The 20,361-nt window shown below is 62.7% G+C and carries 28 protein-coding genes; 10 read left to right on the forward strand and 18 right to left on the reverse strand.

What is annotated here, in order from left to right:
- Window positions 1-131: 131 nt before the first annotated feature.
- Window positions 132-1,049 carry a polyprenyl synthetase family protein gene (locus NKJ73_RS29250; protein WP_352457948.1) on the reverse strand — a complete coding sequence of 306 codons (918 nt, stop codon included), beginning with the start codon at window positions 1,047-1,049 and terminating at the stop codon, window positions 132-134.
- A 79-nt stretch (window positions 1,050-1,128) separates the two neighbouring features.
- Between NKJ73_RS29250 and NKJ73_RS29255 the strand changes: the two genes are divergently transcribed.
- The 3 genes from NKJ73_RS29255 (at window position 1,129) to NKJ73_RS29265 (ending at window position 2,810) form a co-directional block, all read left to right on the forward strand.
- On the forward strand, window positions 1,129-1,887 hold the full coding sequence (locus NKJ73_RS29255) for a biosynthetic peptidoglycan transglycosylase (RefSeq protein WP_031212144.1): 759 nt from the start codon (window positions 1,129-1,131) through the stop codon (window positions 1,885-1,887).
- A gap of 139 nt (window positions 1,888-2,026) precedes the next feature.
- The gene (rpmF, locus tag NKJ73_RS29260; protein ID WP_006203806.1) at window positions 2,027-2,209 is read left to right on the forward strand and encodes a 50S ribosomal protein L32; all 183 of its coding nucleotides are present in this window, start codon (window positions 2,027-2,029) and stop codon (window positions 2,207-2,209) included.
- A gap of 199 nt (window positions 2,210-2,408) precedes the next feature.
- On the forward strand, window positions 2,409-2,810 hold the full coding sequence (locus tag NKJ73_RS29265) for a hypothetical protein (RefSeq protein ID WP_023678503.1): 402 nt from the start codon (window positions 2,409-2,411) through the stop codon (window positions 2,808-2,810).
- 10 nt (window positions 2,811-2,820) lie between these two features.
- On the opposite strand, the gene NKJ73_RS29270 is transcribed toward NKJ73_RS29265, so the two are convergent.
- The 3 genes from NKJ73_RS29270 to NKJ73_RS29280 all read right to left on the reverse strand — a co-directional run bounded on the left by NKJ73_RS29270 (window position 2,821) and on the right by NKJ73_RS29280 (window position 4,180).
- Entirely contained in the window at window positions 2,821-3,252 is a 432-nt protein-coding gene (locus NKJ73_RS29270) for a GlcG/HbpS family heme-binding protein (protein WP_023678502.1), read from the reverse strand.
- 97 nt (window positions 3,253-3,349) lie between these two features.
- Window positions 3,350-3,580, reverse strand: a complete 231-nt coding sequence (locus NKJ73_RS29275; RefSeq protein WP_023678501.1) for a hypothetical protein — start codon at window positions 3,578-3,580, stop codon at window positions 3,350-3,352.
- A gap of 75 nt (window positions 3,581-3,655) precedes the next feature.
- Window positions 3,656-4,180: a winged helix-turn-helix transcriptional regulator gene (locus NKJ73_RS29280; protein ID WP_352451127.1), complete on the reverse strand. Its 525-nt coding sequence runs from the start codon at window positions 4,178-4,180 to the stop codon at window positions 3,656-3,658.
- Between the two features lie 97 nt (window positions 4,181-4,277).
- Between NKJ73_RS29280 and NKJ73_RS29285 the strand changes: the two genes are divergently transcribed.
- Together NKJ73_RS29285 and NKJ73_RS29290 are read left to right on the forward strand one after the other, a co-directional pair.
- The gene (locus NKJ73_RS29285; protein WP_352571983.1) at window positions 4,278-5,129 is read left to right on the forward strand and encodes an alpha/beta fold hydrolase; all 852 of its coding nucleotides are present in this window, start codon (window positions 4,278-4,280) and stop codon (window positions 5,127-5,129) included.
- 61 nt (window positions 5,130-5,190) lie between these two features.
- Window positions 5,191-5,847: a glutathione S-transferase family protein gene (locus NKJ73_RS29290; RefSeq protein ID WP_352571984.1), complete on the forward strand. Its 657-nt coding sequence runs from the start codon at window positions 5,191-5,193 to the stop codon at window positions 5,845-5,847.
- Window positions 5,848-5,990: 143 nt separating this feature from the next.
- On the opposite strand, the gene NKJ73_RS29295 is transcribed toward NKJ73_RS29290, so the two are convergent.
- From NKJ73_RS29295 to NKJ73_RS29305, 3 genes are all read right to left on the reverse strand, one after another.
- Entirely contained in the window at window positions 5,991-6,278 is a 288-nt protein-coding gene (locus NKJ73_RS29295; protein WP_023678497.1) for an ArsR/SmtB family transcription factor, read from the reverse strand.
- 31 nt (window positions 6,279-6,309) lie between these two features.
- Window positions 6,310-7,557: an MFS transporter gene (locus tag NKJ73_RS29300; protein WP_023678496.1), complete on the reverse strand. Its 1,248-nt coding sequence runs from the start codon at window positions 7,555-7,557 to the stop codon at window positions 6,310-6,312.
- Window positions 7,558-7,653: 96 nt separating this feature from the next.
- Window positions 7,654-7,848, reverse strand: coding sequence for a DUF1192 domain-containing protein (locus NKJ73_RS29305; protein WP_023678495.1), 195 nt, complete (start codon window positions 7,846-7,848; stop codon window positions 7,654-7,656).
- A gap of 124 nt (window positions 7,849-7,972) precedes the next feature.
- Here NKJ73_RS29305 and NKJ73_RS29310 point away from each other — a divergent pair, with 124 nt between their 5' ends.
- The 3 genes from NKJ73_RS29310 (at window position 7,973) to NKJ73_RS29320 (ending at window position 10,307) form a co-directional block, all read left to right on the forward strand.
- The gene (locus tag NKJ73_RS29310; RefSeq protein WP_352571985.1) at window positions 7,973-8,983 is read left to right on the forward strand and encodes an NAD(P)H-quinone oxidoreductase; all 1,011 of its coding nucleotides are present in this window, start codon (window positions 7,973-7,975) and stop codon (window positions 8,981-8,983) included.
- 132 nt (window positions 8,984-9,115) lie between these two features.
- Window positions 9,116-9,256, forward strand: coding sequence for a DUF1127 domain-containing protein (locus NKJ73_RS29315; RefSeq protein ID WP_023678493.1), 141 nt, complete (start codon window positions 9,116-9,118; stop codon window positions 9,254-9,256).
- 355 nt (window positions 9,257-9,611) lie between these two features.
- Window positions 9,612-10,307, forward strand: coding sequence for a DUF1013 domain-containing protein (locus NKJ73_RS29320; RefSeq protein ID WP_292655650.1), 696 nt, complete (start codon window positions 9,612-9,614; stop codon window positions 10,305-10,307).
- 58 nt (window positions 10,308-10,365) lie between these two features.
- Here the strand turns inward: NKJ73_RS29320 and NKJ73_RS29325 are convergent, their stop codons facing one another.
- From NKJ73_RS29325 to NKJ73_RS29335, 3 genes are all read right to left on the reverse strand, one after another.
- Entirely contained in the window at window positions 10,366-11,085 is a 720-nt protein-coding gene (locus NKJ73_RS29325; RefSeq protein ID WP_023678491.1) for a helix-turn-helix transcriptional regulator, read from the reverse strand.
- Window positions 11,086-11,103: 18 nt separating this feature from the next.
- Window positions 11,104-11,511, reverse strand: a complete 408-nt coding sequence (locus NKJ73_RS29330; RefSeq protein WP_352571986.1) for a hypothetical protein — start codon at window positions 11,509-11,511, stop codon at window positions 11,104-11,106.
- Window positions 11,512-11,652: 141 nt separating this feature from the next.
- On the reverse strand, window positions 11,653-11,820 hold the full coding sequence (locus NKJ73_RS29335; protein ID WP_352489312.1) for a hypothetical protein: 168 nt from the start codon (window positions 11,818-11,820) through the stop codon (window positions 11,653-11,655).
- Window positions 11,821-12,022: 202 nt separating this feature from the next.
- On the opposite strand from NKJ73_RS29335, the gene NKJ73_RS29340 reads away from it, so the two are divergent.
- A complete protein-coding gene (locus tag NKJ73_RS29340; protein WP_352454847.1) occupies window positions 12,023-12,184 on the forward strand; it encodes a hypothetical protein in 162 nt (53 codons plus the stop codon).
- A 117-nt stretch (window positions 12,185-12,301) separates the two neighbouring features.
- Here NKJ73_RS29340 and NKJ73_RS29345 read toward each other — a convergent pair whose 3' ends face one another.
- The 7 genes from NKJ73_RS29345 to NKJ73_RS29375 all read right to left on the reverse strand — a co-directional run bounded on the left by NKJ73_RS29345 (window position 12,302) and on the right by NKJ73_RS29375 (window position 19,026).
- A complete protein-coding gene (locus NKJ73_RS29345; RefSeq protein ID WP_023678487.1) occupies window positions 12,302-13,033 on the reverse strand; it encodes an SGNH/GDSL hydrolase family protein in 732 nt (243 codons plus the stop codon).
- Between the two features lie 82 nt (window positions 13,034-13,115).
- Entirely contained in the window at window positions 13,116-13,856 is a 741-nt protein-coding gene (locus NKJ73_RS29350; protein WP_352571987.1) for a DUF899 domain-containing protein, read from the reverse strand.
- A 149-nt stretch (window positions 13,857-14,005) separates the two neighbouring features.
- Window positions 14,006-15,031, reverse strand: coding sequence for a class I fructose-bisphosphate aldolase (locus NKJ73_RS29355; protein WP_352571988.1), 1,026 nt, complete (start codon window positions 15,029-15,031; stop codon window positions 14,006-14,008).
- 141 nt (window positions 15,032-15,172) lie between these two features.
- Window positions 15,173-16,369, reverse strand: coding sequence for a phosphoglycerate kinase (locus NKJ73_RS29360; protein ID WP_352571989.1), 1,197 nt, complete (start codon window positions 16,367-16,369; stop codon window positions 15,173-15,175).
- A gap of 160 nt (window positions 16,370-16,529) precedes the next feature.
- Window positions 16,530-17,384, reverse strand: a complete 855-nt coding sequence (locus tag NKJ73_RS29365; RefSeq protein WP_352571990.1) for a lytic transglycosylase domain-containing protein — start codon at window positions 17,382-17,384, stop codon at window positions 16,530-16,532.
- Between the two features lie 4 nt (window positions 17,385-17,388).
- Complete coding sequence (gene ispG / locus NKJ73_RS29370) at window positions 17,389-18,642, reverse strand: flavodoxin-dependent (E)-4-hydroxy-3-methylbut-2-enyl-diphosphate synthase (protein WP_352571991.1); 1,254 nt, start codon at window positions 18,640-18,642, stop codon at window positions 17,389-17,391.
- Window positions 18,643-18,846: 204 nt separating this feature from the next.
- The gene (locus NKJ73_RS29375; RefSeq protein ID WP_023678481.1) at window positions 18,847-19,026 is read right to left on the reverse strand and encodes a YdcH family protein; all 180 of its coding nucleotides are present in this window, start codon (window positions 19,024-19,026) and stop codon (window positions 18,847-18,849) included.
- 239 nt (window positions 19,027-19,265) lie between these two features.
- Between NKJ73_RS29375 and NKJ73_RS29380 the strand changes: the two genes are divergently transcribed.
- Window positions 19,266-19,469 (forward strand): YdcH family protein, encoded by a 204-nt coding sequence (locus tag NKJ73_RS29380; protein ID WP_023678480.1) that lies wholly within the window; start codon window positions 19,266-19,268, stop codon window positions 19,467-19,469.
- Between the two features lie 34 nt (window positions 19,470-19,503).
- On the opposite strand, the gene NKJ73_RS29385 is transcribed toward NKJ73_RS29380, so the two are convergent.
- The gene (locus tag NKJ73_RS29385; RefSeq protein ID WP_352571992.1) at window positions 19,504-20,307 is read right to left on the reverse strand and encodes an IclR family transcriptional regulator; all 804 of its coding nucleotides are present in this window, start codon (window positions 20,305-20,307) and stop codon (window positions 19,504-19,506) included.
- Between the last annotated feature and the right edge of the window lie 54 nt (window positions 20,308-20,361).

The following is a 20,361-nucleotide window of genomic DNA, read 5'->3' on the forward strand; positions in this document are numbered from 1 at the left end:
TGAAGAATGGCTCGGCAACTGGTGTGGCGGGTCCATGTGGTCCGACATCGCCGGAAATGATCCCGATCGGCCGGTTGCGAGGGCGTCCGGCCGATCAGTCGCCAATTCTCCGGCGCGCCATAGGGGCGCGCTTAATTGTTGCGGGCCGCTACGAACTGCGCGGCTTGTTTCAGAAGCGCAGCTTGCTCGCCAAAAGGTTCGAGCAACGCATGAGCCTGGTCAACGAGGCCATGGAGCTGGCCCCGCGCCCAGTCCGGTCCGTGCAGCGCGACCAGCGTCGCCTTGCCGGCCGCGGCATCCTTGCCGGTCGCCTTGCCCATCTGATGCGCGTCGGCGGTCAGGTCGAGCAGATCGTCGGCAAGCTGAAAGGCAAGCCCGATCGCCGAGCCGAACTCGGCCAGCCTTTCGCGGTCGCCCGACGGCGCGCCGGCAAGGATAGCGCCCGCTTCGCAGGCAAAGCGGATCAGCGCACCGGTTTTCATCGCCTGAAGCCGGATGATGCCGGCCTCGTCCGGCCGGCTTTGTTCGGCTTCGAGATCGAGCATCTGGCCGCCGACCATGCTTCCCGCCCCGGCGGCGCGGGCCAGTGCCAGCACCAGCGTTGCCCTGCGCTCGGCCGGCAGCATTGTCGCCTCGTCGGCAAGGATGTCGAAGGCAAGTGTCAGCAAGGCGTCGCCCGCAAGAATGGCGGTCGCCTCATCGAAAGCCCTGTGCACGGTCGGCTGGCCGCGGCGCAAATCGTCGTCGTCCATGGCCGGCAGATCGTCATGGATGAGCGAATAGCAGTGCACGCATTCGAGCGCCGCCGCGACGCGCAGCGCCGCCTCGCCGTCGGCTGAAAACAGTGCAGCACTTTCCATGACCAGGAAGGGACGCAGTCGTTTGCCGCCGTTCAGCACGCCATGTCGCATTGCCGCCATCAGGCGTTCGGGCCGCGCGACCTCGCCCGAAAGCGTCCGTCCGTCGAGCAACCGCCTCAGCAGCGCCTCGAGCGGAACTGCCCGGGCAATAAGTGCAGCTTCGAACGCCATTTGGTCGTCTTTCGTCATGGTCGGGAGCGGTAGCCGACACTCAGACGTTGCGCAAGAAGCCAAGCGCCATTATGCCGGGGGCAGGGAGTAGCGCGGACTGGGTGGCTTGGCGGAACCGATCGTCGATCACGAAACCGAAGGGTTGGACATGGCGAGACCGAGACGCGGCAGCCGCATCGGTCTTCAACGCTGGGTCCGGCGCGGCATCGCCGTCGCGGTCGTGCTGGCGCTGGTGCCGGTGGTGCTGACCTTCCTGTACCTGCCGACATTCGTGCATCCGGTGTCGACATTGATGCTGAAGGACCTGGCGACGTTTTCTGGCTACGATCGGCGCTGGGTTTCCATCGACGATGTCGCGCCGGTGCTGGCATATTCGGTCATCATGTCGGAGGACGGGCAATTCTGTTTCCATCGCGGCGTCGATCTGGGCGAGTTGCGCGGCGTCGTCGACGATGCGCTCGCCGGCGAGATGACACGTGGCGCCTCGACCATCACCATGCAGACGGTAAAGAATCTTTATCTATGGTCGCGGCCGTTGGGCTCGGTCCGTAAGGTCGTGGAACTGCCGCTGGCCGTCTATTTCGATGCGGTGCTGTCGAAACGGCGGATCATGGAGATCTACCTCAACATCGCCGAATGGGGACCGGGCATCTACGGCATCGAGGCCGCCGCCCAGCATCATTTCGGCGTCTCGGCAAAACAGCTGTCGCGGCGGCAGGCAGCGCTGCTTGCCGTCACCTTGCCGAATCCGATCGTGCGCAATCCGGCGAAGCCCGGGCCGGGACTGAGACGGCTTGCCGCGTTGATCGAACGGCGCGCCGGCCGCGCCGGCGCCTATGTCGGTTGCCTGCGATAGTGTCAAAAAAAAACACGGCGACGCTGGCCAAAACGCTGTCGGGCGTGTATAGGCACCCGACTTTCTCAGATTCCGGCCCCTGATGTGGCCCTTTCACGAGGGCCGCCGGGGCGTTTTGACCATGTAGTGGAGCATATCCATGGCCGTTCCGAAACGAAAAACCTCTCCGTCGAAGCGCGGCATGCGCCGTTCTGCCGACGCACTGAAGGCCCCGACCTATGTCGAGGACAAGAACTCCGGCGAGATGCGCCGTCCGCACCATATCGACCTGAAGACCGGCATGTATCGCGGTCGCCAGGTTCTGGAGCCGAAGGAAAGCTGATAGAGCTTTCGACGGTTTATTGGGTTGCGAAACGACCGGCCATTGGCCGGTCTTTTTGCGTTTGCGACAACTGATCTATCAGCCGGGCCTGACATTGTTGTTTCACGCCGTCTTTGTCCGTGTTTATCGGCCGCACGAAAATTCTTGACGGCGAACGCCGGGCGCACTCTACAAAGATCAGTCCAACCGGAGCCGCCACATGTTCGGTGCCATCCCGCTGCTGATCGTGCCTTTCATCCTCTACAATCTTGGGCTTCTGGGAATATTCGGCAGCGGCGACGATCCGTGGGCCACCGAAATGTTTTCGGTCCGGATGATGTCGGGTGGCGTGTTCTCGATGACCCTCGGCGACCTCATCGTGCTGATCGCACTGATCTTCTTGTTCGTCGAAGTGGTGAAGTCGACGCGCACGACAAATGCCTCGATCATGGACCATCTTTTGTCGACCTTCGTCTTTGTGGCCTATCTGGTCGAGTTCCTGCTGGTGAAGGGCGCCGCCCATTCCGTTTTCTTCACACTGATGGTCATAGCGCTGATCGACGTGCTGGCCGGCTTTTCGGTGTCGATGCGGTCGGCCACCCGCGACATCAATATGAGTTAAGGATCCCGACTCAGCCCGGGTCAGCGGTGAAGCCAGCCGCCTCGACGCCGGCGATGGCTGCCGTTTCATCATTGTCGGACGTGTCGCCGGAAATACCGATGGCGCCGATGATCGTGCCGGCGTTGTCGCGGATCAGCACGCCGCCGACGACCGGCAGGACGCGCCCGCCCGACACGTCGGAGACGCCGGCGATCAGATGCGGGCGCTCCTTGGCGAAAGCTTCCACCCGGCGCGAGCCCATGCCGATAGCGAGCGCGCCATAGGCCTTGCCGGCCGACATTTGCGGACGCAGGAAAGAGGCGCCGTCCTGACGCTGGAACGCGACCAGATGGGCGCCGGCGTCGAGCACCGAGACGCCAAGCGGCCTGAGCTTGAGCTCGGCACCCTTGGCAAAGGCGGCGGCGATGATTTCAAGGGCTTTGTCGAGCGTCAGTGCGGTCATGGCCGTCTCCTAAACGCGCCAGTTATCAACCGGCAGAACAGACTCCGAGTGAACTGTTTCGCGTGCGAAAGGAAGCATGCATTCTGGGAGCGCCGGCCTATTTCTTCTTGGCGCGAGGCTTCTTCACCGGGGCCGGAGGCGCATTGGCCAGGTCTTCCGCTTCCTTGGCGAGGCGCAGCGCCCGCAGCTTGTTGGTCTTGGCTTGGCGAGCGTCGCTCTCGGCGACATATTCCGCCATCGCCTTCTGGCGAACCGTGGCTGCCTCTTCCTGTTTCTTGAAACGCAAATCGGCCCGCGCACGGGCAGTGTCCTTAGAGTTCTCGACCAAGAGCGTTATCCAATCCGTAAATTATCTTCAGTCCCTTGATAGCAGAGCCAGCCCGCAATTGGGAAAATAAGTTGGTCATGGCGCCGGATCGCAGCCGACTCGCTCCGCCTTGCGGGCGACTACCGCATCGTATCCGGCCTGCAAAGTCGCGCGGACGGTGGGTCCAGATGGGGCGGGAGACGCACCCAGATGCTCGTGGCGCAACTCGTTCATGAACTTATCCCACATCGGCGGGCCGCCTTTTTCCAGAAGCTCGGCACGGATAGAGAGCTCTTCGCTGACCGGCAGCCAGACGCGGCCCCAGGCGCCGAGATGCGCCAGGATCGGCACCAGCGTAATCGCCATTTCGGTCAGGCTGTAGATCGCCTTTTGCTTGTGGGAGGGATCGTCCGCCTTGGTCAGCATGCCGAGCTCCATCAGCCGCTTCAGCCGGTCGGCGAGGATGTTGGAGGCGATGCCCTCCATCGAGCCGTTGAGCAGTTCGCGAAAGTGGCGTCTGCCGCCGAAGATGATGTCGCGAAGGATGATCAGGCTCCACCGGTCACCGAACACTTCGAGCGACAGGTTGATGGGGCATCCGGACCGACGATCGATGTTCATGCGAATCTCCAAAAACCGGTTGCACTATCGTATCGGTTTTAATATCGTGCAACTGATTGCAACTTGCAATCGGATTTGCAGCCCAAGGAGGAAAGTCATGAGAAACGCCGAACACCCCGAAATCGTATCCCAGACGTTCGGCGATCCGGCCCATCCGGCGGTGTTGTTGATCATGGGCGCGATGGCTTCCATGCTTTGGTGGCCCGAAGCGTTTTGCCGGAAGCTGGCCGGCGAGGGTCGCTTCGTGATCCGCTATGACAATCGCGATACCGGCCGTTCGACCAAATACGCGCCGGGCGAGCCGCCTTATACATTCGACGACATGGTGGACGATGCCGTCCGCGTCCTTGACGACCAGGGAATCCGAAAGGCGCACGTGGTCGGCATGTCGATGGGCGGTATGATCGCGCAGCTCGTTGCGTTGAAATACCCGCCGCGTGTCAATTCGCTGACGGTGATCAGCAGCTCGCCCCTGGGCATCGATACGTCGCATTTGCCCGGAACCACCGAGGCCTATAGGAAACATTCGGCCGAAGGCGCCAAGGTCGACTGGTCTGACCGTGGCCAAGCGGTCGATTTCATGGTCAAAAACGCGCGTGCGCTCGCCGGCACCGCGCATCCGTTCGATGAGGCGCGGACGAGAGCGTTCGTGGAACAGGACTACGACCGGTCCGGCGGCTTTCTCAGCGCGACCAATCACTTCATGCTCAAGGGCGGCGAAGATCGGAGCGGCGAGGACTGGACGGGGCGGCTGCACGAGATGAAGATTCCGCTCCTCGTTATCCACGGCACCGACGATCCGATCTTTCCAGCCGAGCATGGCGCCGCTCTTGCCGACGCGGTCGCCGGTGCAAGACTGGTCCGGATCGAGGGCGGCGGCCACGAGCTGCATCCCGACGATTGGGCCGCGATCATCGATGCGATCGTCGCCCACAGCCGGGCCACGTAGCAGCGGGCCGAACCTTGACACCGGATGCCCGCGAGACGAAGCACCAAAGATAGGAGCAAAAATGTCCCTGACGATGCATCTTCATCCGCTGGCCTCCTTCTGCTGGAAACCGCTGATCGCGCTCTATGAGAACGGCACGCCATTCACATCGGTCGTCGTCGATCTCGGCAACGAACAGTCGCGCGCGGCGTTCCTGAAATTGTGGCCGGCCGGCAAGATGCCGGTGCTGCGCGATGAGGCGCTGGACCGGACCGTGCCGGAATCGACGATCGTCATCGAATATCTCAACGCGTATTATCCCGGACCGGTCGAGCTGATCCCCGGCGATCTCAATCTCGCCCGTCAGACCCGGCTTGCCGACCGCTTCTATGACTTCTACGTCCAGGAACCGATGCAGAAGATCGTTGGCGACCGGCTGCGGCCGGAGGGCAAGACCGATCCGTTCGGCGTCGAGCAGGCCCGCGCCCAGCTGCGCAGCTCCTACGCCATCATTGAACAGGACATGCAGTCGAGGACATGGGCGGTGGGTGCGAGCTTCACCATGGCCGACTGCGCTGCCGCCCCCGCGCTGTTCTACGCCAACAAGGTCGAGCCGTTCGGAGACGAATATCCTGCGGTCAGGCGCTATCACGACCGGTTGCTGCAACGCCCCTCGGTTGCCCGTGTGATCGAGGAAGCGCAGCCGTATTTCAAGCTCTTCCCCTACAACAATGGCTAGAGTGGTTCATCGTTTCACGGAAACGCCGAACCGCTCTATCTCTTTGTTTTTGCGCAATTCCGTACGGAAAACCGTTTCACACTTTTCCTGGAATTGCTCTAGGCCCGATGCTGCATAGTTGCTCGACGCGCTGACGATGCCCCTCAGCTTCCGGGTGAACCGAGCTGCTCCGCATCCCAGAACTGGTCAAGCCAGATGTTGAGCTTCAGGAAGCCGGCATTGCTGACCGTATAGACGCGCCTGGTGCCTTCCGGCTTGGCGTTGACCAACCCCGCATCAAGCAGCACCTTCAGGTGCTGCGAAACGGCCGGGCGGGACACCGGCAAGCCGGATGCCAATTCGTTGACGGTCTTCGGTCCGCGCCGGAGCTCTTCCAAGAGATGGCGCCGGTTGGGATCGGCAATCGCCATGAAGGCGTCGGAAAGCATCATGCCTTATTTGTGGGGCAAAGCGCCTCGAATCTCAACTGTCGGCTTCAGCTTTTCTGCGCGGGTCGAGCCGCAACGCTTCCGGCGTCACCGAGCGATCGGCGGGCTGGGTCTTGAAGGCATCGCGGCCTTCGATCGGCACCGGCGCGCGACGGCTGATGCGCAGCAGCGTATAGCCAGCCAGGCTGAGATGCGCGAGCGCAGTGGCCAGGAACAGCCCCTCAGGGCGCATCCAGCCCATCAGGCCGGCGGCCACCAGCGGACCGATCATCGTGCCGAAGCCATAAAGCAGCAGCAGGCCGCCCGACACTTTGACGAAGTCCTCCGATCGCGCATGGTCATTGGCATGCGCCACCGCGATCGAATAGAGCGTGTAGGCGAAGGCGCCGTAGGCGGCGGTGCAGACGATGACGAAGACGCCGGAGCGCGGTTCGAACAGGAAGATGGCGATGGCAAACAGCGCAGCACCGAAGGCCGCGCCCGCCAGCACGAAACGACGGTCCGTCGTGTCGGAGAGCCGCCCGGCCGGAAGCTGCATGGCGGCACCAGCGATGACCACGAGGCTCATCATCAGCGCGATCTCGGCTGTCGAGATGCCGATGCGCGCTCCATAGACGGCACCAAGTGTACCCCAGGCGCCGTTGGCGATGCCGATCAGCACGCAAGCGATCGCCGACACCGGCGAATTGACGTAGAGCCCCTTGACGTCAAGCGACACGTCCTGCAGCGGCTTGGGGTGAGACGCCGTCGAGACCGCCGTCGGGATCAGCGACAGGCAGAACAGAATGCCGGTGATCATGAACAGCGACGCCGATCTCACATCGCCGCCGGCAACGATCATCTGACCGCCCATGATCGAGGCATAGGTGACCATCATGTAGAGGCCGAAGACGGTGCCGCGGTTTTCGTTGGTGGCCTTCTCGTTGAGCCAGCTTTCGATGACCATGAAGGCGCCGGCCATGGTGAAGCCGGTGAAGGCGCGCAGCAGGATCCAGGTATATTCGTCGATGATCAGGCCGGTGAGCAGTGCGACGATCGCTCCCGATGCGGCAAAGGCGCCGAAAGCCCTGACATGACCGGCGCGGCGCACGATGCGTGGCGCAAAGAAGCAGCCGGTGACGAAGCCGCCGGCCCAAGCCGTGCCCATCAGGCCGAGCGATGCCGTCGAGAAGCCCTCCACCTGGCCGCGCAGCGGCAACAGCAGACCGTGCAGTCCGGATGCCGCCAACAGGAACGCGGTGCCGCGCAGCAGCGAGAGGATCGGTCTGTAGCTTGCGAACATTTTTCAATCCGGCTGGGGTTTAGGGCACAAGTCTGCAGACAGCGGCATTCGGGCTTTTCGGCGGCGTGCCCGAGCTTTTGGCATTACCCGCAGTAACTACCCGCGGCGAAACAGCGCCTCTGCCGCCGACTTGGTCGAGCCCTTGGTCTTGAGCTCGGCTTCCAGCCGGGCGATCTCGTCGCGCAGGATGCCGATCCGTTCGGACAATTCGTCGACGGAAAGCAGCGACAGATCCTGCCCGATCTCGTGCGGGCGCGCTTTCTTCTTGGGTTCGTCGTCGAAGATCGCCATCGTCGCTCCTCCGTGATTGCCCATTTGCCTGATTTGCCAATGAGCATACATAGGGCAAGGGTATGGATGCAAATGGCGGGCAAGAGCTGGCACGAGAAACCGGCGGAGCACGACGGGAAAATTCATGGCGAACGCACAGAAAATTCCGGCGAAGATGATGGCGATCGCCATATCGGAACCGGGCGGGCCGCGGGTGCTGAAACCGGAAACCCGCGACGTACCGGTTCCCGGTCCCGGCGAGATCCTGATCCGGGTGCGGGCCGCCGGCGTCAACCGGCCGGACGTGCAACAGCGCAAGGGCGCCTATCCGCCACCGCCGGGAGCGTCGGATCTGCCGGGCCTGGAAGCAGCAGGCGAAGTCGCTGCCCTTGGTGACGAGATATCGCGCTGGCGCGTCGGCGACCGGGTCTGTGCGCTGACGGCGGGCGGCGGCTATGCCGAATATGTCAGAGTGCACGCCGGCAGCGTGCTGCCGCTGCCCGCCGGCTTTACCTACACCGAAGCGGCGGCGCTGCCGGAAAACTACTTCACTGTTTGGCACAATGTCTTCGAGCGCGGCGGCCTGAAGAGCGGCGAGACCCTGCTCGTGCATGGCGGCTCGTCGGGTATCGGCACCACGGCGATCCAGCTTGCTGCCGCTTTCGGCGCCTATGTCGTCACCACCGCCGGCAACAAGGAGAAATGCGACGCCTGCCTCAAGCTCGGCGCCGACCGGGCGATCAACTACCGCGAGGAAGACTTCGTGGCCGCAGTCAAGGAGGCAACCGGCGGCAAGGGTGCCAATGTCATCCTCGACATGGTCGGCGGCGACTATGTGGCGCGAAACTATGAGGCTGCAGCCATGGAAGGCCGCATCGTCCAGATCGCGACGCAGGGCGGGGCGGTGGCGAGCGCCGATTTCTTCAAGATCATGGCCAAGCGGCTCGTGCACACAGGATCGCTGCTCAGGCCACGCACCGTGGAGTTCAAGGCGGCAGTTGCGGCTGCGCTGGAGGCGCAGGTTTGGCCGCTGCTCGGCACACGCAAGGTTGCGCCGGTGATGGATACGATCTTCCCGCTCAAGGAAGCGTGGCGGGCGCATGAGCGGATGGAGGAGGGTGAGCACATCGGCAAGATTGTGCTCGATGTCGCCTGACGGCCCGCAAACAGGCTGAACGAAAGTTTAACGGTGCAATGCAACAAACGCATTGCGGCCATGCAAAAGCGTCTGTTCAATTTTTCATCGCCGATGCCTATTTACGCGGCATCAAAACGATGGAGGACTATCATGAACCCGATCCGCGCTTTCCGTAACTGGCGCATGTACAACGAAACCGTGCGCGAACTGAACCGGCTGAATGCTCGTCAGCTCAACGACCTCGGCATCAACCGCGGCGACATCGAGAGAATCGCCCGCAAAGGGCTTTGATCTCGAGCACGATCCCGCCCGAAGACCGGGCGCTGCTTTTCGGCAACGCCGAGCCGCGGTTCGGGATCAAGCTTTAGAAGCCAGAGCCGCAGCAGACGGATTTCCGTCGCCGGTTCCGAGCCCGCCCGACCTTGGTCTGGCGGGCTTTGTCTTTTTGAAGCTTTTCGACTGCATGGCGTCATCTGCCGACCCTTCGCGGTCTGCTGGTCGCGCTGCCGTGCCGTCCTTGACGCGCGCCTGCCAAAAACATTGCGAAACGGCGAGCGAGCGGTTATATAGACCGCGATTTTCCCATTTTGGTGGCTCTAAACCACCGCCCGCGCGGGAACGCGGGCGAACGAGAAGGATTTTTGTAATGGCCAATACGCTGCTGATGCCAAAGGCGACCGCCGTCTGGCTGGTTGACAACACAGCGCTTTCCTTCGAGCAGATCGCGCAGTTCTGCGGACTGCATCCGCTTGAGGTCAAGGCGATCGCCGACGGCGAGTCGGCGCAAGGCATCAAGGGCATGGACCCGATCATGACCGGCCAGCTCACTCGCGACGAGATCGCGCGCGCCGAGAAGGACCCGAACCACCGGCTGAAGCTCTCCGATCCCAAGGTGCGGGTGCCGGAATCCAAACGCAAGGGTCCGCGCTACACGCCGCTGTCGAAGCGCCAGGACCGGCCCAACGCCATCCTCTGGCTGGTGCGCAACCATCCCGAGCTCAAGGATGCGCAGATTGCCCGCCTTGTCGGCACAACGAAGTCGACGATCGACCAGATCCGCGACAGAAAGCACTGGAACTCCGCCAATCTCCAGCCGATGGATCCGGTGACGCTCGGCCTGACGTCGCAGATCGACCTCGATATGGAAATCAACCGCGCCTCGCGCGGCCGCGAGCAGGCGCAGCCGGTCGGCGATACGCTGCTGCCGGCCGCCTTGACCGAACGGCTGGTGCCGGCGCCCGAAAAGCCGAAGGACGAGGACCGCGAACTTGACGCCAACGCCGTCTTCGCCAAGCTTTCGGCGCTGAAGTCGAAGGACAAGGACGCCGACGAAGAGGAATAGGTCTGGCATCCAAAACAAAAAGCCCGCTTTCAAGCGGGCTTTTTTGTGATCTTCCGTGTCAGCTTCGCGCCGCCCGGTCCGGCGCCATGCCGTAATCCTCGCTGCGCTCCACCGCGCGATAGAAATCGGCGAGCTGCTTGCCGCGCTCCGGCTTGAAGGTGCGGCCGGCGATGACCACCGAGGCGATGCGGTCGATGCGGAAGGCGCGGAAATCGCCGCGCATCTCACACCAGGCGACCAAGGTCCACACCTTGCCCCAGAACCACAGGCCGAGCGGGCGGATGTCGCGCGCGGTGCTGCGGCCGGCCTCATCCGAATAGTCGATGGTCAGCACCTGACGTTTCTCGATGGACCGCTCGATCAGGTCGATGGCTTCGCGGGCGGCATCGCTTACCACCCACATCGGCGTGTGGATCTCGGTACGGGCGATGCGGTCCTTTTCGGCGTCGGGCAACACGGCGCCTATCTTGACCAGCGCCTCGTCGGCGGCTCGCGCCATGGCCGCGCCACCAAAGGCGCGCACCATGCGGGCGCCGGCGACCAGCGCGACGATCTCGTCACGCGTGAACATCAGCGGCGGAAGGTCGAAACCCTCCCTCATCATGTAGCCGACACCGGCCTCGCCGTCGATCGGCACGCCGGTCGACTGCAGGTCTGCGATGTCGCGATAGATCGTCCGCTCGGAAACCTCGAGCCACGTGCCCAGCTTCTGGGCGGTGACCAGACGACCACCACGCAGATGCTGCACGATCTGGAAGAGCCTGTCGGCGCGGCGCATCGTATGGTCCCTCGGCGTCTATCGTTCCAGCCCTTCGCGCTTGCGCTGCGCGGCGACGAAGGCCGCGCCGAAGGACAGTTTCCTCGTTGTCGGCGTGCTTGCGTCGACCACCCGCCAGAACGGCGCAACGTCGCCCAGTGCCATACCACGCTCAAGATCCTCGTTGGCGGCCTCGGCGACGGTGCGCAGATGATAGCCGATGGTGACCGGACATGTCATCTCGGCACCGTGCTCGATGGCGAGAGCGGTGCGCAAAGCGCGGATATTCATGTCCATGCCTTCGGGGATGGAGCGGATGAATGCATGGACCTGGCGAGCTGTAGGAACCAGCATCGGCTGGCCTTCGACGACGTCGCCGATGGTGCGTGGCGACGGTCTTATGCCGTTGATGCCACGCGTGTTCAGCCTGTCGTTCCAGCTTTTCATCGATCGTCCTCTCGGCCATCCGGCTCCGGCGGCCATCGCACTATGGCACGAGCCTCCTGACACCATACTGTCAGGAGGCTTCAGCATGCCCATCTCAGCTCGTCGCCAGGTCGCATCCAAACGCCACGCAGAAAGCTTGCCTCAATTGCCGCCATTGCGGCGGTCGCCATACATGTCCGGCCAACCAATATCCTTGCGGATGTCCGCCGGCAGGGTGTTCATGAACCGCTGGGTGCGGATTTCATTGCGCATCGTCCGGATCTTGCCGACATAGTGCTGCACGCTACGCAGAATGGTAATACCGTTCATCGCTGGTCTCCTCTCTTTCGATGCAGGCACTATCGCACACCCCTGCTGACAGCAGTCTGTCAGGAGGGTGCGGCTCTCATGACCGGCGTTCCGATTTATCCATCGAAGTGACAAGGCAGTGCTGAAAAGAGGCTTGCCGCAGTGGAAGCCGGCGATCCCGGAGCCGCTTTGACAGCCAGCCGCGATGCTGATCAAAGGCTGCATGTCGAAACTTCTCGCGCTCGTCATCATCCTCATGATGGTCATCCAGCTCATCAAGCCGCTCGGCTGGCCCGGGCTGAAGCGGCGCAGCGATTTCTGGAAGCTGGCGCTTCTGGCGATGGCGGCGATTTCGATTACGGCGGTGCTCGGGCACTGGACGTAATGCATGTCGCGCAAAAGTGTGCAGCGGTTTTGCGACAACGACATGCATAAAAACAAGAACCTGAAGCGCGTCGGATGAGGCCAATCGAACGCGACGCGCTTTAGTGCCGGCGGCCCGCTACGCGACGCCCGGTTCGTTGGCGAGCACCAGGCTGACCAGATGTTCCGCCCAGGCTCGGTAGCCGGCTTCCGAAGCGTGAAATCCATCCGATGCGAAGCCGGCATCGGCATCCGTGATCGGCAGCCGGGGCGCCGGTATGGCGCCGCGTTCGAGGCAAAGGCGCTCGCCCATCCGGTTCATTTCGACGGCGCGGATTTCGAGGATCTTGCCGAGCAGCGGCGGCATTGCCGGAGCCCGGGTGAACTCCAGCACCGGCGACCACACGACGCGCGCTTCCGGCCATTTGGCGCGCAGCGCGTAGAGCAGGCCGCCAAACTCGCGCTTGAAGCGCGGTACCGAATGAAAATTCTTGGTGTCGTTGGTACCGATGGCCAGCACGATATGCGTCCACGGATCGGCCGATAGATTGGGCAGCACATGATCGCGGATCTGGCCAGAGGTTGCCGAGTTGAAGCCGGCCGCCCGCCAGCGCACGGTGCGGCCGGTGCGTTGCGCAATCAGAACTGCCAGTTGCGCGGCCAATCCGTTTTCGGAATTGCCGATCCCTACCGAGGCGGCGGAGGAATCGCCAAGCACCAGAACCGAGATTGCTGGCGCCAGGCCAGATATCTCGTGCATGACCGGACCTTGTGCCGGCAGCATGCGGGCGGTGCGGCGACGCACGCCAAGTCCTTGCCAGACATAGACCGGAAAGGCGAGCCAGGTGAGAAGGGTCGGAAAGCGCCGCATGGCAAGTCCCTTTTAGGGCATAGCGAACAGCACTTAGCGCATGTCGGGCCGAAGGCGAAAGACCTTGGGTGACCGCCCGTCGTCAATGGCAGCAGCTGTCCTGCATCTCGGGCGTATCCGCATATTCGTCGTGCAGCCGCACCCAGTCCACCAGGCTATGGTGGGGACCGGTTTCGTTGCGACCCTTCGGCGTCAGGTCGAGATAGTGATATGTGCCGATCAGCGGATCGCCGCCTCTGGAGCGCGAGATAAAAGTCAGGAAGATGTCGCCTTTCTCGTCGCGATAGAACACGCTGGTGCCGGGAAGATCCTTCGATTGCCGCGCACGCCGCTCGAAATTGTAGGTCGTGTCGCCGGCCGCGATCTGCTTGTCGGTGAATGACACCTGCATGTCGAAGTTGAAGTCCGAAGCGTACGACGACACCCAGTCGAATTTCCAGCCCATGCGCTGCTTGTAGGGCAGAAGCTCGGCCAGCGGCGCCCGCGCAACCACCACGAGCGAGACGTCGTGGTGCCTGAGATGCTGGTTGGCACCGTCAATGTGGTCGGCAAGAAACGAGCAGCCCTCGCAACGATAGTCGGCACCGGGGCCGAACATGAAATGGTAGACGATCAGCTGGCTGTTGCCGCCAAACAGGTCGGGCAGTTTCTTTGGCCCTTGCTCGGTCTCGAAGACGTAGTCCTTGCGGATCTTCAGCCACGGCAGTTCGCGGCGTTCGGCGGCGACACGATCGCGAAAGCGCGTCAATTCCTTTTCGCGCGCCAGATGCGCCTTGTGCGCCTGAAACCACTCTTCCTGCGATACGGTCTTGTTGTTTGGCATAGGTCTGCTCCTCTTTTCACGGAGGACGATCGGCAGCGAGGAATGCCGACACCGAGCTGCATTTTTAGTTGCAGGAAATTGCAGACCTTGCTGCTTTCAAACAAACCCGGGCAAAGGCCCGGGTCGGAGGGAACGCAACCTGAATTCCGTCAGGCGGCTTGCTCAAGCGTCGGCTGCCATTGTCCAAGCGCTGCCAGATGGTTCATGTGGGCGCGATGGGCGAAGGCGGCCTGGGCGGCGGCGACGTTCGCCGCCTTGCCGCCCCACGCCTTCTGCGGAGCGGCCTGCAAGGCGCGGCCGTAGGAAAAGGTCAGCTTCCACGGATGCGGGCCAATGGCATTGATGGCGTTGAGGTTGGAGGTCGCCTCCTCGTCAGATTGTCCGCCCGAAAGGAAGGCGATGCCTCCGATCGCGGCCGGCACCGTCTCGCGGAACAGTTTTATGGTCTTTTCGGCGACTTCCTCGGGGCTGCTGACCTTGCCCGACTTCTTGCCGGCGAGGACCATGTTCGGTTTCAGGATGGTGCCTTCGAGGACGACGCGCGCCGCATAGAGTTCCGTGTAAAGCTTTGTCAGCGTCGCCTTGCTGATCTCGTAGCAGGTGTCGATGTCGTGGGCGCCGTCCATCAGCACTTCCGGCTCGACGATCGGCACGATGCCGGCCTCCTGGCAAAGCGCTGCATAGCGGGCGAGCGCATGGGCGTTCGAGCCGATCGAGGTGGCGGAGGGCACGCCCTTGGCAACATCGATGTCGATCACCGCGCGCCATTTGGCGAAGCGGGCGCCGAGCTTGTAGTATTCGGCAAGGCGTTCGCGCAAGCCGTCGAGGCCCTCGGTGACGGTGTCGCCGGGGAAGCCGGCCAGCGGCTTGGCGCCGGCGTCGACCTTGATACCGGGGATGGCGCCTGATGCCTTGATGATGTCGACCAGCGGCGTGCCGTCGGCGGCCTTCTGATGGATGGTCTCGTCATAGAGGATGACGCCGGAAATGTATTTGGTCATCGCATCGCTGGCGCGGAACATCATCTCGCGATAGTCGCGGCGGCTGTCGGCGGTCGATTCGACGCCGATGACGTCGAAGCGCTTCTTGATGGTGCCGGAGCTTTCGTCGGCGGCCAGCAGGCCCTTGCCATCGGCCACCATCGCGGCGGCAATGTCCTCGAGACGTTCGCTCATTTTTGCTTCTCCTGAAAGAATTGATCCGCGCCCAGCAGACCACCAGAGCAACGCAGGTTCAAGTCGAACCATTTTGTCAAACAAGCGCGAATCGATTGAAAGTCGCGGGCGCACTCCTTCGCGCTGCTCTTGCGGCCGCGCTCAGCGCTTCAAGACGTCGACGCCGGGCAACGGCTTGCCTTCCATCCATTCGAGGAAAGCGCCGCCGGCCGTCGAGACATAGGTGAAATCGTCGGCGACGCCGGCATGGTTGAGTGCCGCTACCGTGTCGCCGCCGCCGGCGACGGAAACCAGTTTGCCGGCCTTGGTGCGCGCCCCAGCGTGCCGGGCCGTCGCCACCGTCGCATGGTCGAACGGCTCGATCTCGAAGGCGCCGAGCGGTCCGTTCCAGACCAGCGTCGCGGCACGGTCGATCCATTCGGCAATGGTTTTCTCGGTCTTTGCGCCGACATCAAGGATCATGCCGTCGGCCGGCACGTCCGCTATGGCGACGGTCTCGCTGGCGGCGCCCGCCTTGAATTCCCTGGCGACGACGCCGTCGACCGGCAGGATGATGGCGCAGCCGGCCTCGGCCGCCTCGATCATGATCTGCTTGGCGGTGGTCGCGAGATCACGCTCGCACAAGGATTTCCCGACGTCGGTGCCGCGCGCCGCTAGAAACGTATTGGCCATGCCGCCGCCGATGACCAGCGCGTCGACCTTCTTCACCAGGTTCATCAACAGGTCGATCTTGGTCGAGACCTTGGCGCCGCCGACGATGGCGACAACCGGGCGGACGGGATTGCCAAGCCCCTTTTCCAGCGCATCGAGCTCGGCCTCCATGGTGCGGCCGGCGAAGGCCGGCAGCACATGCGCCAGCCCTTCTGTCGACGAATGGGCACGGTGCGCAGCAGAGAAGGCGTCGTTGACGAAGATATCGCCGTTAGCGGCGAGCTTTTCGGTGAAGGCCGGGTCGTTCTTCTCCTCGCCCTTGTGGAAGCGGGTGTTCTCGAGCAGCAGCACGTCGCCGCTGTCCATGGCGGCGACGGCATTTGCCGCCTTGTCACCGATGCAGTCGGAGGCAAAGCCAACCGGACGGCCGAGCACGTCCGCCGTCGCCTTGGCGATCGGTTCGAGTGAGAATTCCGGCGCCGGTCCATCCTTGGGCCGGCCGAAATGGGCAAGCAGGATGACCTTGGCTCCCTTGCCGGAGAGCTCGGCAATAGTCGGCGCAATGCGCTCGATGCGGGTGGCGTCGGTGACCTTGCCCTCGGTGACGGGAACGTTGAGGTCGACACGCACCAGCACACGCTTGCCGCTGATATCGCCGATGTCGTCCAGTGTCTTGAAGCCGGCCATGCTGATCCCTTTCGCGAAAAATCGCGGGGACCTTACCCCGCATCGACAACGATGCAAGACCTGCCTGACGGTTCACCGAAAATATGATTCACGTATCGAGGACGAAGTGCCCACGGGGAACAAGATGGCAGCGATGGCGCGAAACGCACCGACATATGGCTTACCGATTGCGCACCACGATGCATGCGCCGCCCACGCTGTGCAGTTTCTGGCAAATATCGTCGGCCTTGGCTTTGGTGTCGGCGCCGATCCGCACCGCATAGATGCCGCGCCTGCCGATCGGTGTGCGCACCCGGCTGACCACCGGATCGCGACCGCTGAGCAAGGCTGGAAACCGGCGCTTCACGTTGCTCCACTGATTGAGCGCCGCGGCGCGGCGGAAATTGCCGGCCACCTGCACGCCCCACGGCTTGATGTTGATCGACGACATCGGCACGGTTCTGGACATGATCACCGGCAGCTCACGGCAAGCAGCAGCGAAACTCGCCTTCTTGTCGAGCGGCCGGATGACGCCGGCGTAGGCGGTATTGGTGAAGTTGTCGGCCGGCTCGCCCATGACGTCCAGAACGTAGCTTTCGGTCTCCATCGGCAAGAAGCCGCCGGAATTCAGCCAGCGCGACACCCGGGTCTCGCCGGCGTTGTAGGCGGCTGCGGCGAGGCCCAGATTGCCGAAGCCGGTCTTCAGTTCGGCGAGATATTTTGCCGAGGCCGGGATCGCTTGCTCGATATCGAACGAATTGGTGAGGCCGCGTATCCTGGCGGTGCCCGGCATGAACTGGGCAATGCCTTCGGCGCCGACCGGGCTGACCGCATTGGGATCGAAACGGCTTTCCTTCCAGATCAGCCGGGCAAAGAAATCCCTGGGCAGCCCGTTCCGGTCGGCATGGGCCTCAATCAGGTTGCAAACCTGGTCGATCAGCTTCTTTTTGGCGGGCCGTGGTGGATCGGCCTGAACGGCTGTCGCCCAGATCAGCCCGCAAATGAGAACCAGCGCCGCGCCGAGCAAACGCCGCATTCAACTACTCCGCCGCGGCTTTGTCGTGCTGCCCGAACCGCCGTTCGATATAGTCGGCGACCATTTTCTCGAAATCCGCGGCAATCGATGAGCCGCGCAGCGTCGCCGCCTTCTTGCCGTCGACGAATACCGGGGCGGTCGGCATCTCGCCGGTGCCGGGCAGCGAAATGCCGATATCGGCATGTTTGGATTCGCCCGGACCGTTGACGATGCAACCCATCACCGCGACCTTGAGGTTCTCGACGCCGGGATATTGTTCGCGCCACACCGGCATGTTCTTGCGCAGGTCGGCCTGGATGTTCTGGGCAAGCTCCTGGAACACGGTCGAGGTCGTGCGGCCGCAGCCCGGGCAGGCGGCGACGATCGGCACGAACTGCCGGAAGCCCATGGTCTGCAACAGCTCCTGCGACACCTGCACCTCGCGCGTGCGGTCGCCGTTCGGCTCCGGCGTCAGCGAGATGCGGATTGTGTCGCCGATGCCTTGCTGGAGCAGGATGCCCATGGCCGCAGACGAGGCGACAATGCCTTTCGAGCCCATGCCCGCCTCCGTCAGGCCGAGGTGCAGCGCATGGTCGGAACGGGTGGCAAGCTCGGTGTAGACGGCGATCAGATCCTGCACGCCGCTGACCTTGGCCGACAGGATGATTTTCTCGCGGGCAAGGCCAATCTCTTCGGCCATTTCGGCCGACAGGATCGCCGATTGCACGATTGCCTCGCGCGTCACTTCCTGCGCGGTCAGCGGAAAGCCTTGGGCCTGGTTGTCATCCATCAGCCGGGTCAGCAGCTCCTGGTCGAGCGAACCCCAGTTGACGCCGATGCGCACCGGCTTGTCGTATCGGATCGCCATCTCGACGATTGCCGCGAACTGCCGGTCCTTCTTGTCCTTGAAACCGACATTGCCGGGGTTGATGCGGTACTTGGCCAAGGCCGCGGCGCAGGCCGGATGATCGGCCAGGAGCTTGTGGCCGATATAATGGAAATCGCCGACCAGCGGCACGTTGATGCCGAGCCGCTCCAGTCGCTCGCGGATGGCCGGCACAGCGGCAGCGCTTTCGTCGCGGTCGACCGTTATGCGCACGATCTCGGAGCCGGCGCGATGCAGCGCCGCCACCTGCGCGACCGTCTGGTCGATATCGGCCGTGTCGGTGTTGGTCATCGACTGGACGACGACTGGGGCGCCGCCGCCGACCATCACGCCGCCGACATCGACACCGACCGACCTGCGGCGCGGGAAGGGTGAGGAAAAATATCCGGTCATGCCGGCTGCCTTTAATCTTGAAGGTCCGGGCATGAGGTGGAGGAGCAAAGATGGCTTGTCAATGGCGACTGGCGCGCAGGCCCAGCAAATCGGAAACAACAAGACGGCAGCTTGCCGCAAATCCATAGGCGTTTCCGGCAGCATAGAGACATACCACCGGAAAGAAATCACGCGCCGGGCGGCGTGGCTAGTCCTGGAAGGGCGTCAGTGCGTCGTCGGTTTCGCCTTCAGTTTTTCAATCTCGTCCTTGAGCGCCAGCTTGCGCCGCTTGAGATTCACGATTTCGAGGTCGTCCACCGATGGATGGGTCATCGCATCGTCGATTTCCCGTTCGATGTCGCCGTGTTTCCGCTGCAGCTCATCAAGATGGGATGCAAGAGACATGATTGGTTCTCCCTTTCATGGTTTCCTCGGATTGCAGCCGTCATGGCACGTCCACCGCAGGCTCGCTTCTGTGACGGCATAATGACAGTGTGCCACCATCGCGCACCGATGTCGAATGCTGCGTGGTAGCATTCCACGCCAATATGAAATGTGATATGGGCTGCGCGCCGGTGCAAGAAGACCCGGTCCCGCCCAATCAGGCCCATAGTTTGGGCGCCGCAGACGTGCAGACGGTAAAAATGTCCGATCAGGAACAGGCAGATATCCGCCTCGAATATTCCCGGCTGAAGCAGGAACACGCCGATTTCGACGCCGCCATCAATGCGATGATCGCCATGAATTGCGACCCGCTGCAGATCCAGCGCATGAAGAAAAAGAAGCTCTTCCTTAAGGACAGGCTGATGGCGCTGGAAGACAAGATCATTCCAGACATTATCGCTTGAACGGACGCCGGCGCTGGCCTGCTGGAAAGGCGGCCTATGCCGCGATCGAAAGCCGCGCGGCGCGCTCGAGCAACAGCTCTATCAGGTCATCGGTCTTTTCGGTCGAGGTATCGATGGGAACCACCAGGCACATCGTCGCCTCGACCCTGCCCGGCGCTGAAAAGACCGGCGCGGCCAGGCATTTCGTGTAGGCATCGACAAGGCCGGAGGTGACGCAGTAGCCGGCCGACTTGGCGACGGCGATGTCGTCTATGAAATCATCGAGCTGCAATCTGCGCCCGTCCGGCAGCACGAGATCGTCTTCCGAGACCATATCCTCGATCGCCGCCCTGTCGAAGCCGGCGAGGAGCAGTCGCCCGGAAGCTGTCCAGGGGAGCGGTATTTGCAGACCCGTCGCCGAGCTGATCCGGAATGGCCTCGTTCCCGGGCTTGAATGGACGATGGTGTAGCGGCCGCTTTGCAGCATGCACAACTCCGAGGTCTCGCCGGTCTCGCGTGACAGATGGTCGACTTCCTGGCGCCCTCGCCTAAGCAGGTCGTTGCCCCGCACATAGTCCATTCCGTAGAGATAAAGCTTCTTTCCGAAATAGACCCGATTGCCGTCCCCGGCCATTTCCAGCAGGCCTGCGTCGACCAGCGAGCGCACCAGCGTATAGGTCGTCGACCGCGGTGCATTCACCCCTCTGGCAAGGTCGCCAATGCCGATCGCACGCTGGGTCGTGTGGAGAAACTCCAAAATCTGGAGAACCCGGTTGAGACCCTTCTCCCGAGAGCCCGAGTTCTTGTCTTCGTCCAGACCGATGTCCGGTCGAGCGGCCAAGGCATTGCCATCTTGCATTATCGATCCCTGATGTTAATCTGTCTTGTACAGAGTACAGGCGTCTCTTGTAAG

The organism is Mesorhizobium sp. M0074 (genome assembly GCF_040322975.1).
Lineage (GTDB): Bacteria > Pseudomonadota > Alphaproteobacteria > Rhizobiales > Rhizobiaceae > Mesorhizobium.

Excerpts from the sequence above, each read along its gene's own strand:
- NKJ73_RS29250 (WP_352457948.1), bottom strand. The coding sequence starts at position 1,049 with ATGACGAAAGACGACCAAATGGCGTTCGAAGCTGCACTTATTGCCCGG.
- rpmF (WP_006203806.1), top strand. The coding sequence starts at position 2,027 with ATGGCCGTTCCGAAACGAAAAACCTCTCCGTCGAAGCGCGGCATGCGC.
- NKJ73_RS29265 (WP_023678503.1), top strand. The coding sequence starts at position 2,409 with ATGTTCGGTGCCATCCCGCTGCTGATCGTGCCTTTCATCCTCTACAAT.
- NKJ73_RS29270 (WP_023678502.1), bottom strand. The coding sequence starts at position 3,252 with ATGACCGCACTGACGCTCGACAAAGCCCTTGAAATCATCGCCGCCGCC.
- NKJ73_RS29280 (WP_352451127.1), bottom strand. The coding sequence starts at position 4,180 with ATGAACATCGATCGTCGGTCCGGATGCCCCATCAACCTGTCGCTCGAA.
- NKJ73_RS29285 (WP_352571983.1), top strand. The coding sequence starts at position 4,278 with ATGAGAAACGCCGAACACCCCGAAATCGTATCCCAGACGTTCGGCGAT.
- NKJ73_RS29290 (WP_352571984.1), top strand. The coding sequence starts at position 5,191 with ATGTCCCTGACGATGCATCTTCATCCGCTGGCCTCCTTCTGCTGGAAA.
- NKJ73_RS29295 (WP_023678497.1), bottom strand. The coding sequence starts at position 6,278 with ATGATGCTTTCCGACGCCTTCATGGCGATTGCCGATCCCAACCGGCGC.
- NKJ73_RS29300 (WP_023678496.1), bottom strand. The coding sequence starts at position 7,557 with ATGTTCGCAAGCTACAGACCGATCCTCTCGCTGCTGCGCGGCACCGCG.
- NKJ73_RS29305 (WP_023678495.1), bottom strand. The coding sequence starts at position 7,848 with ATGGCGATCTTCGACGACGAACCCAAGAAGAAAGCGCGCCCGCACGAG.
- NKJ73_RS29310 (WP_352571985.1), top strand. The coding sequence starts at position 7,973 with ATGGCGAACGCACAGAAAATTCCGGCGAAGATGATGGCGATCGCCATA.
- NKJ73_RS29315 (WP_023678493.1), top strand. The coding sequence starts at position 9,116 with ATGAACCCGATCCGCGCTTTCCGTAACTGGCGCATGTACAACGAAACC.
- NKJ73_RS29320 (WP_292655650.1), top strand. The coding sequence starts at position 9,612 with ATGGCCAATACGCTGCTGATGCCAAAGGCGACCGCCGTCTGGCTGGTT.
- NKJ73_RS29325 (WP_023678491.1), bottom strand. The coding sequence starts at position 11,085 with ATGCGCCGCGCCGACAGGCTCTTCCAGATCGTGCAGCATCTGCGTGGT.
- NKJ73_RS29330 (WP_352571986.1), bottom strand. The coding sequence starts at position 11,511 with ATGAAAAGCTGGAACGACAGGCTGAACACGCGTGGCATCAACGGCATA.
- NKJ73_RS29335 (WP_352489312.1), bottom strand. The coding sequence starts at position 11,820 with ATGAACGGTATTACCATTCTGCGTAGCGTGCAGCACTATGTCGGCAAG.
- NKJ73_RS29340 (WP_352454847.1), top strand. The coding sequence starts at position 12,023 with ATGTCGAAACTTCTCGCGCTCGTCATCATCCTCATGATGGTCATCCAG.
- NKJ73_RS29345 (WP_023678487.1), bottom strand. The coding sequence starts at position 13,033 with ATGCGGCGCTTTCCGACCCTTCTCACCTGGCTCGCCTTTCCGGTCTAT.
- NKJ73_RS29350 (WP_352571987.1), bottom strand. The coding sequence starts at position 13,856 with ATGCCAAACAACAAGACCGTATCGCAGGAAGAGTGGTTTCAGGCGCAC.
- NKJ73_RS29355 (WP_352571988.1), bottom strand. The coding sequence starts at position 15,031 with ATGAGCGAACGTCTCGAGGACATTGCCGCCGCGATGGTGGCCGATGGC.
- NKJ73_RS29360 (WP_352571989.1), bottom strand. The coding sequence starts at position 16,369 with ATGGCCGGCTTCAAGACACTGGACGACATCGGCGATATCAGCGGCAAG.
- NKJ73_RS29365 (WP_352571990.1), bottom strand. The coding sequence starts at position 17,384 with ATGCGGCGTTTGCTCGGCGCGGCGCTGGTTCTCATTTGCGGGCTGATC.
- ispG (WP_352571991.1), bottom strand. The coding sequence starts at position 18,642 with ATGACCGGATATTTTTCCTCACCCTTCCCGCGCCGCAGGTCGGTCGGT.
- NKJ73_RS29375 (WP_023678481.1), bottom strand. The coding sequence starts at position 19,026 with ATGTCTCTTGCATCCCATCTTGATGAGCTGCAGCGGAAACACGGCGAC.
- NKJ73_RS29380 (WP_023678480.1), top strand. The coding sequence starts at position 19,266 with ATGTCCGATCAGGAACAGGCAGATATCCGCCTCGAATATTCCCGGCTG.
- NKJ73_RS29385 (WP_352571992.1), bottom strand. The coding sequence starts at position 20,307 with ATGCAAGATGGCAATGCCTTGGCCGCTCGACCGGACATCGGTCTGGAC.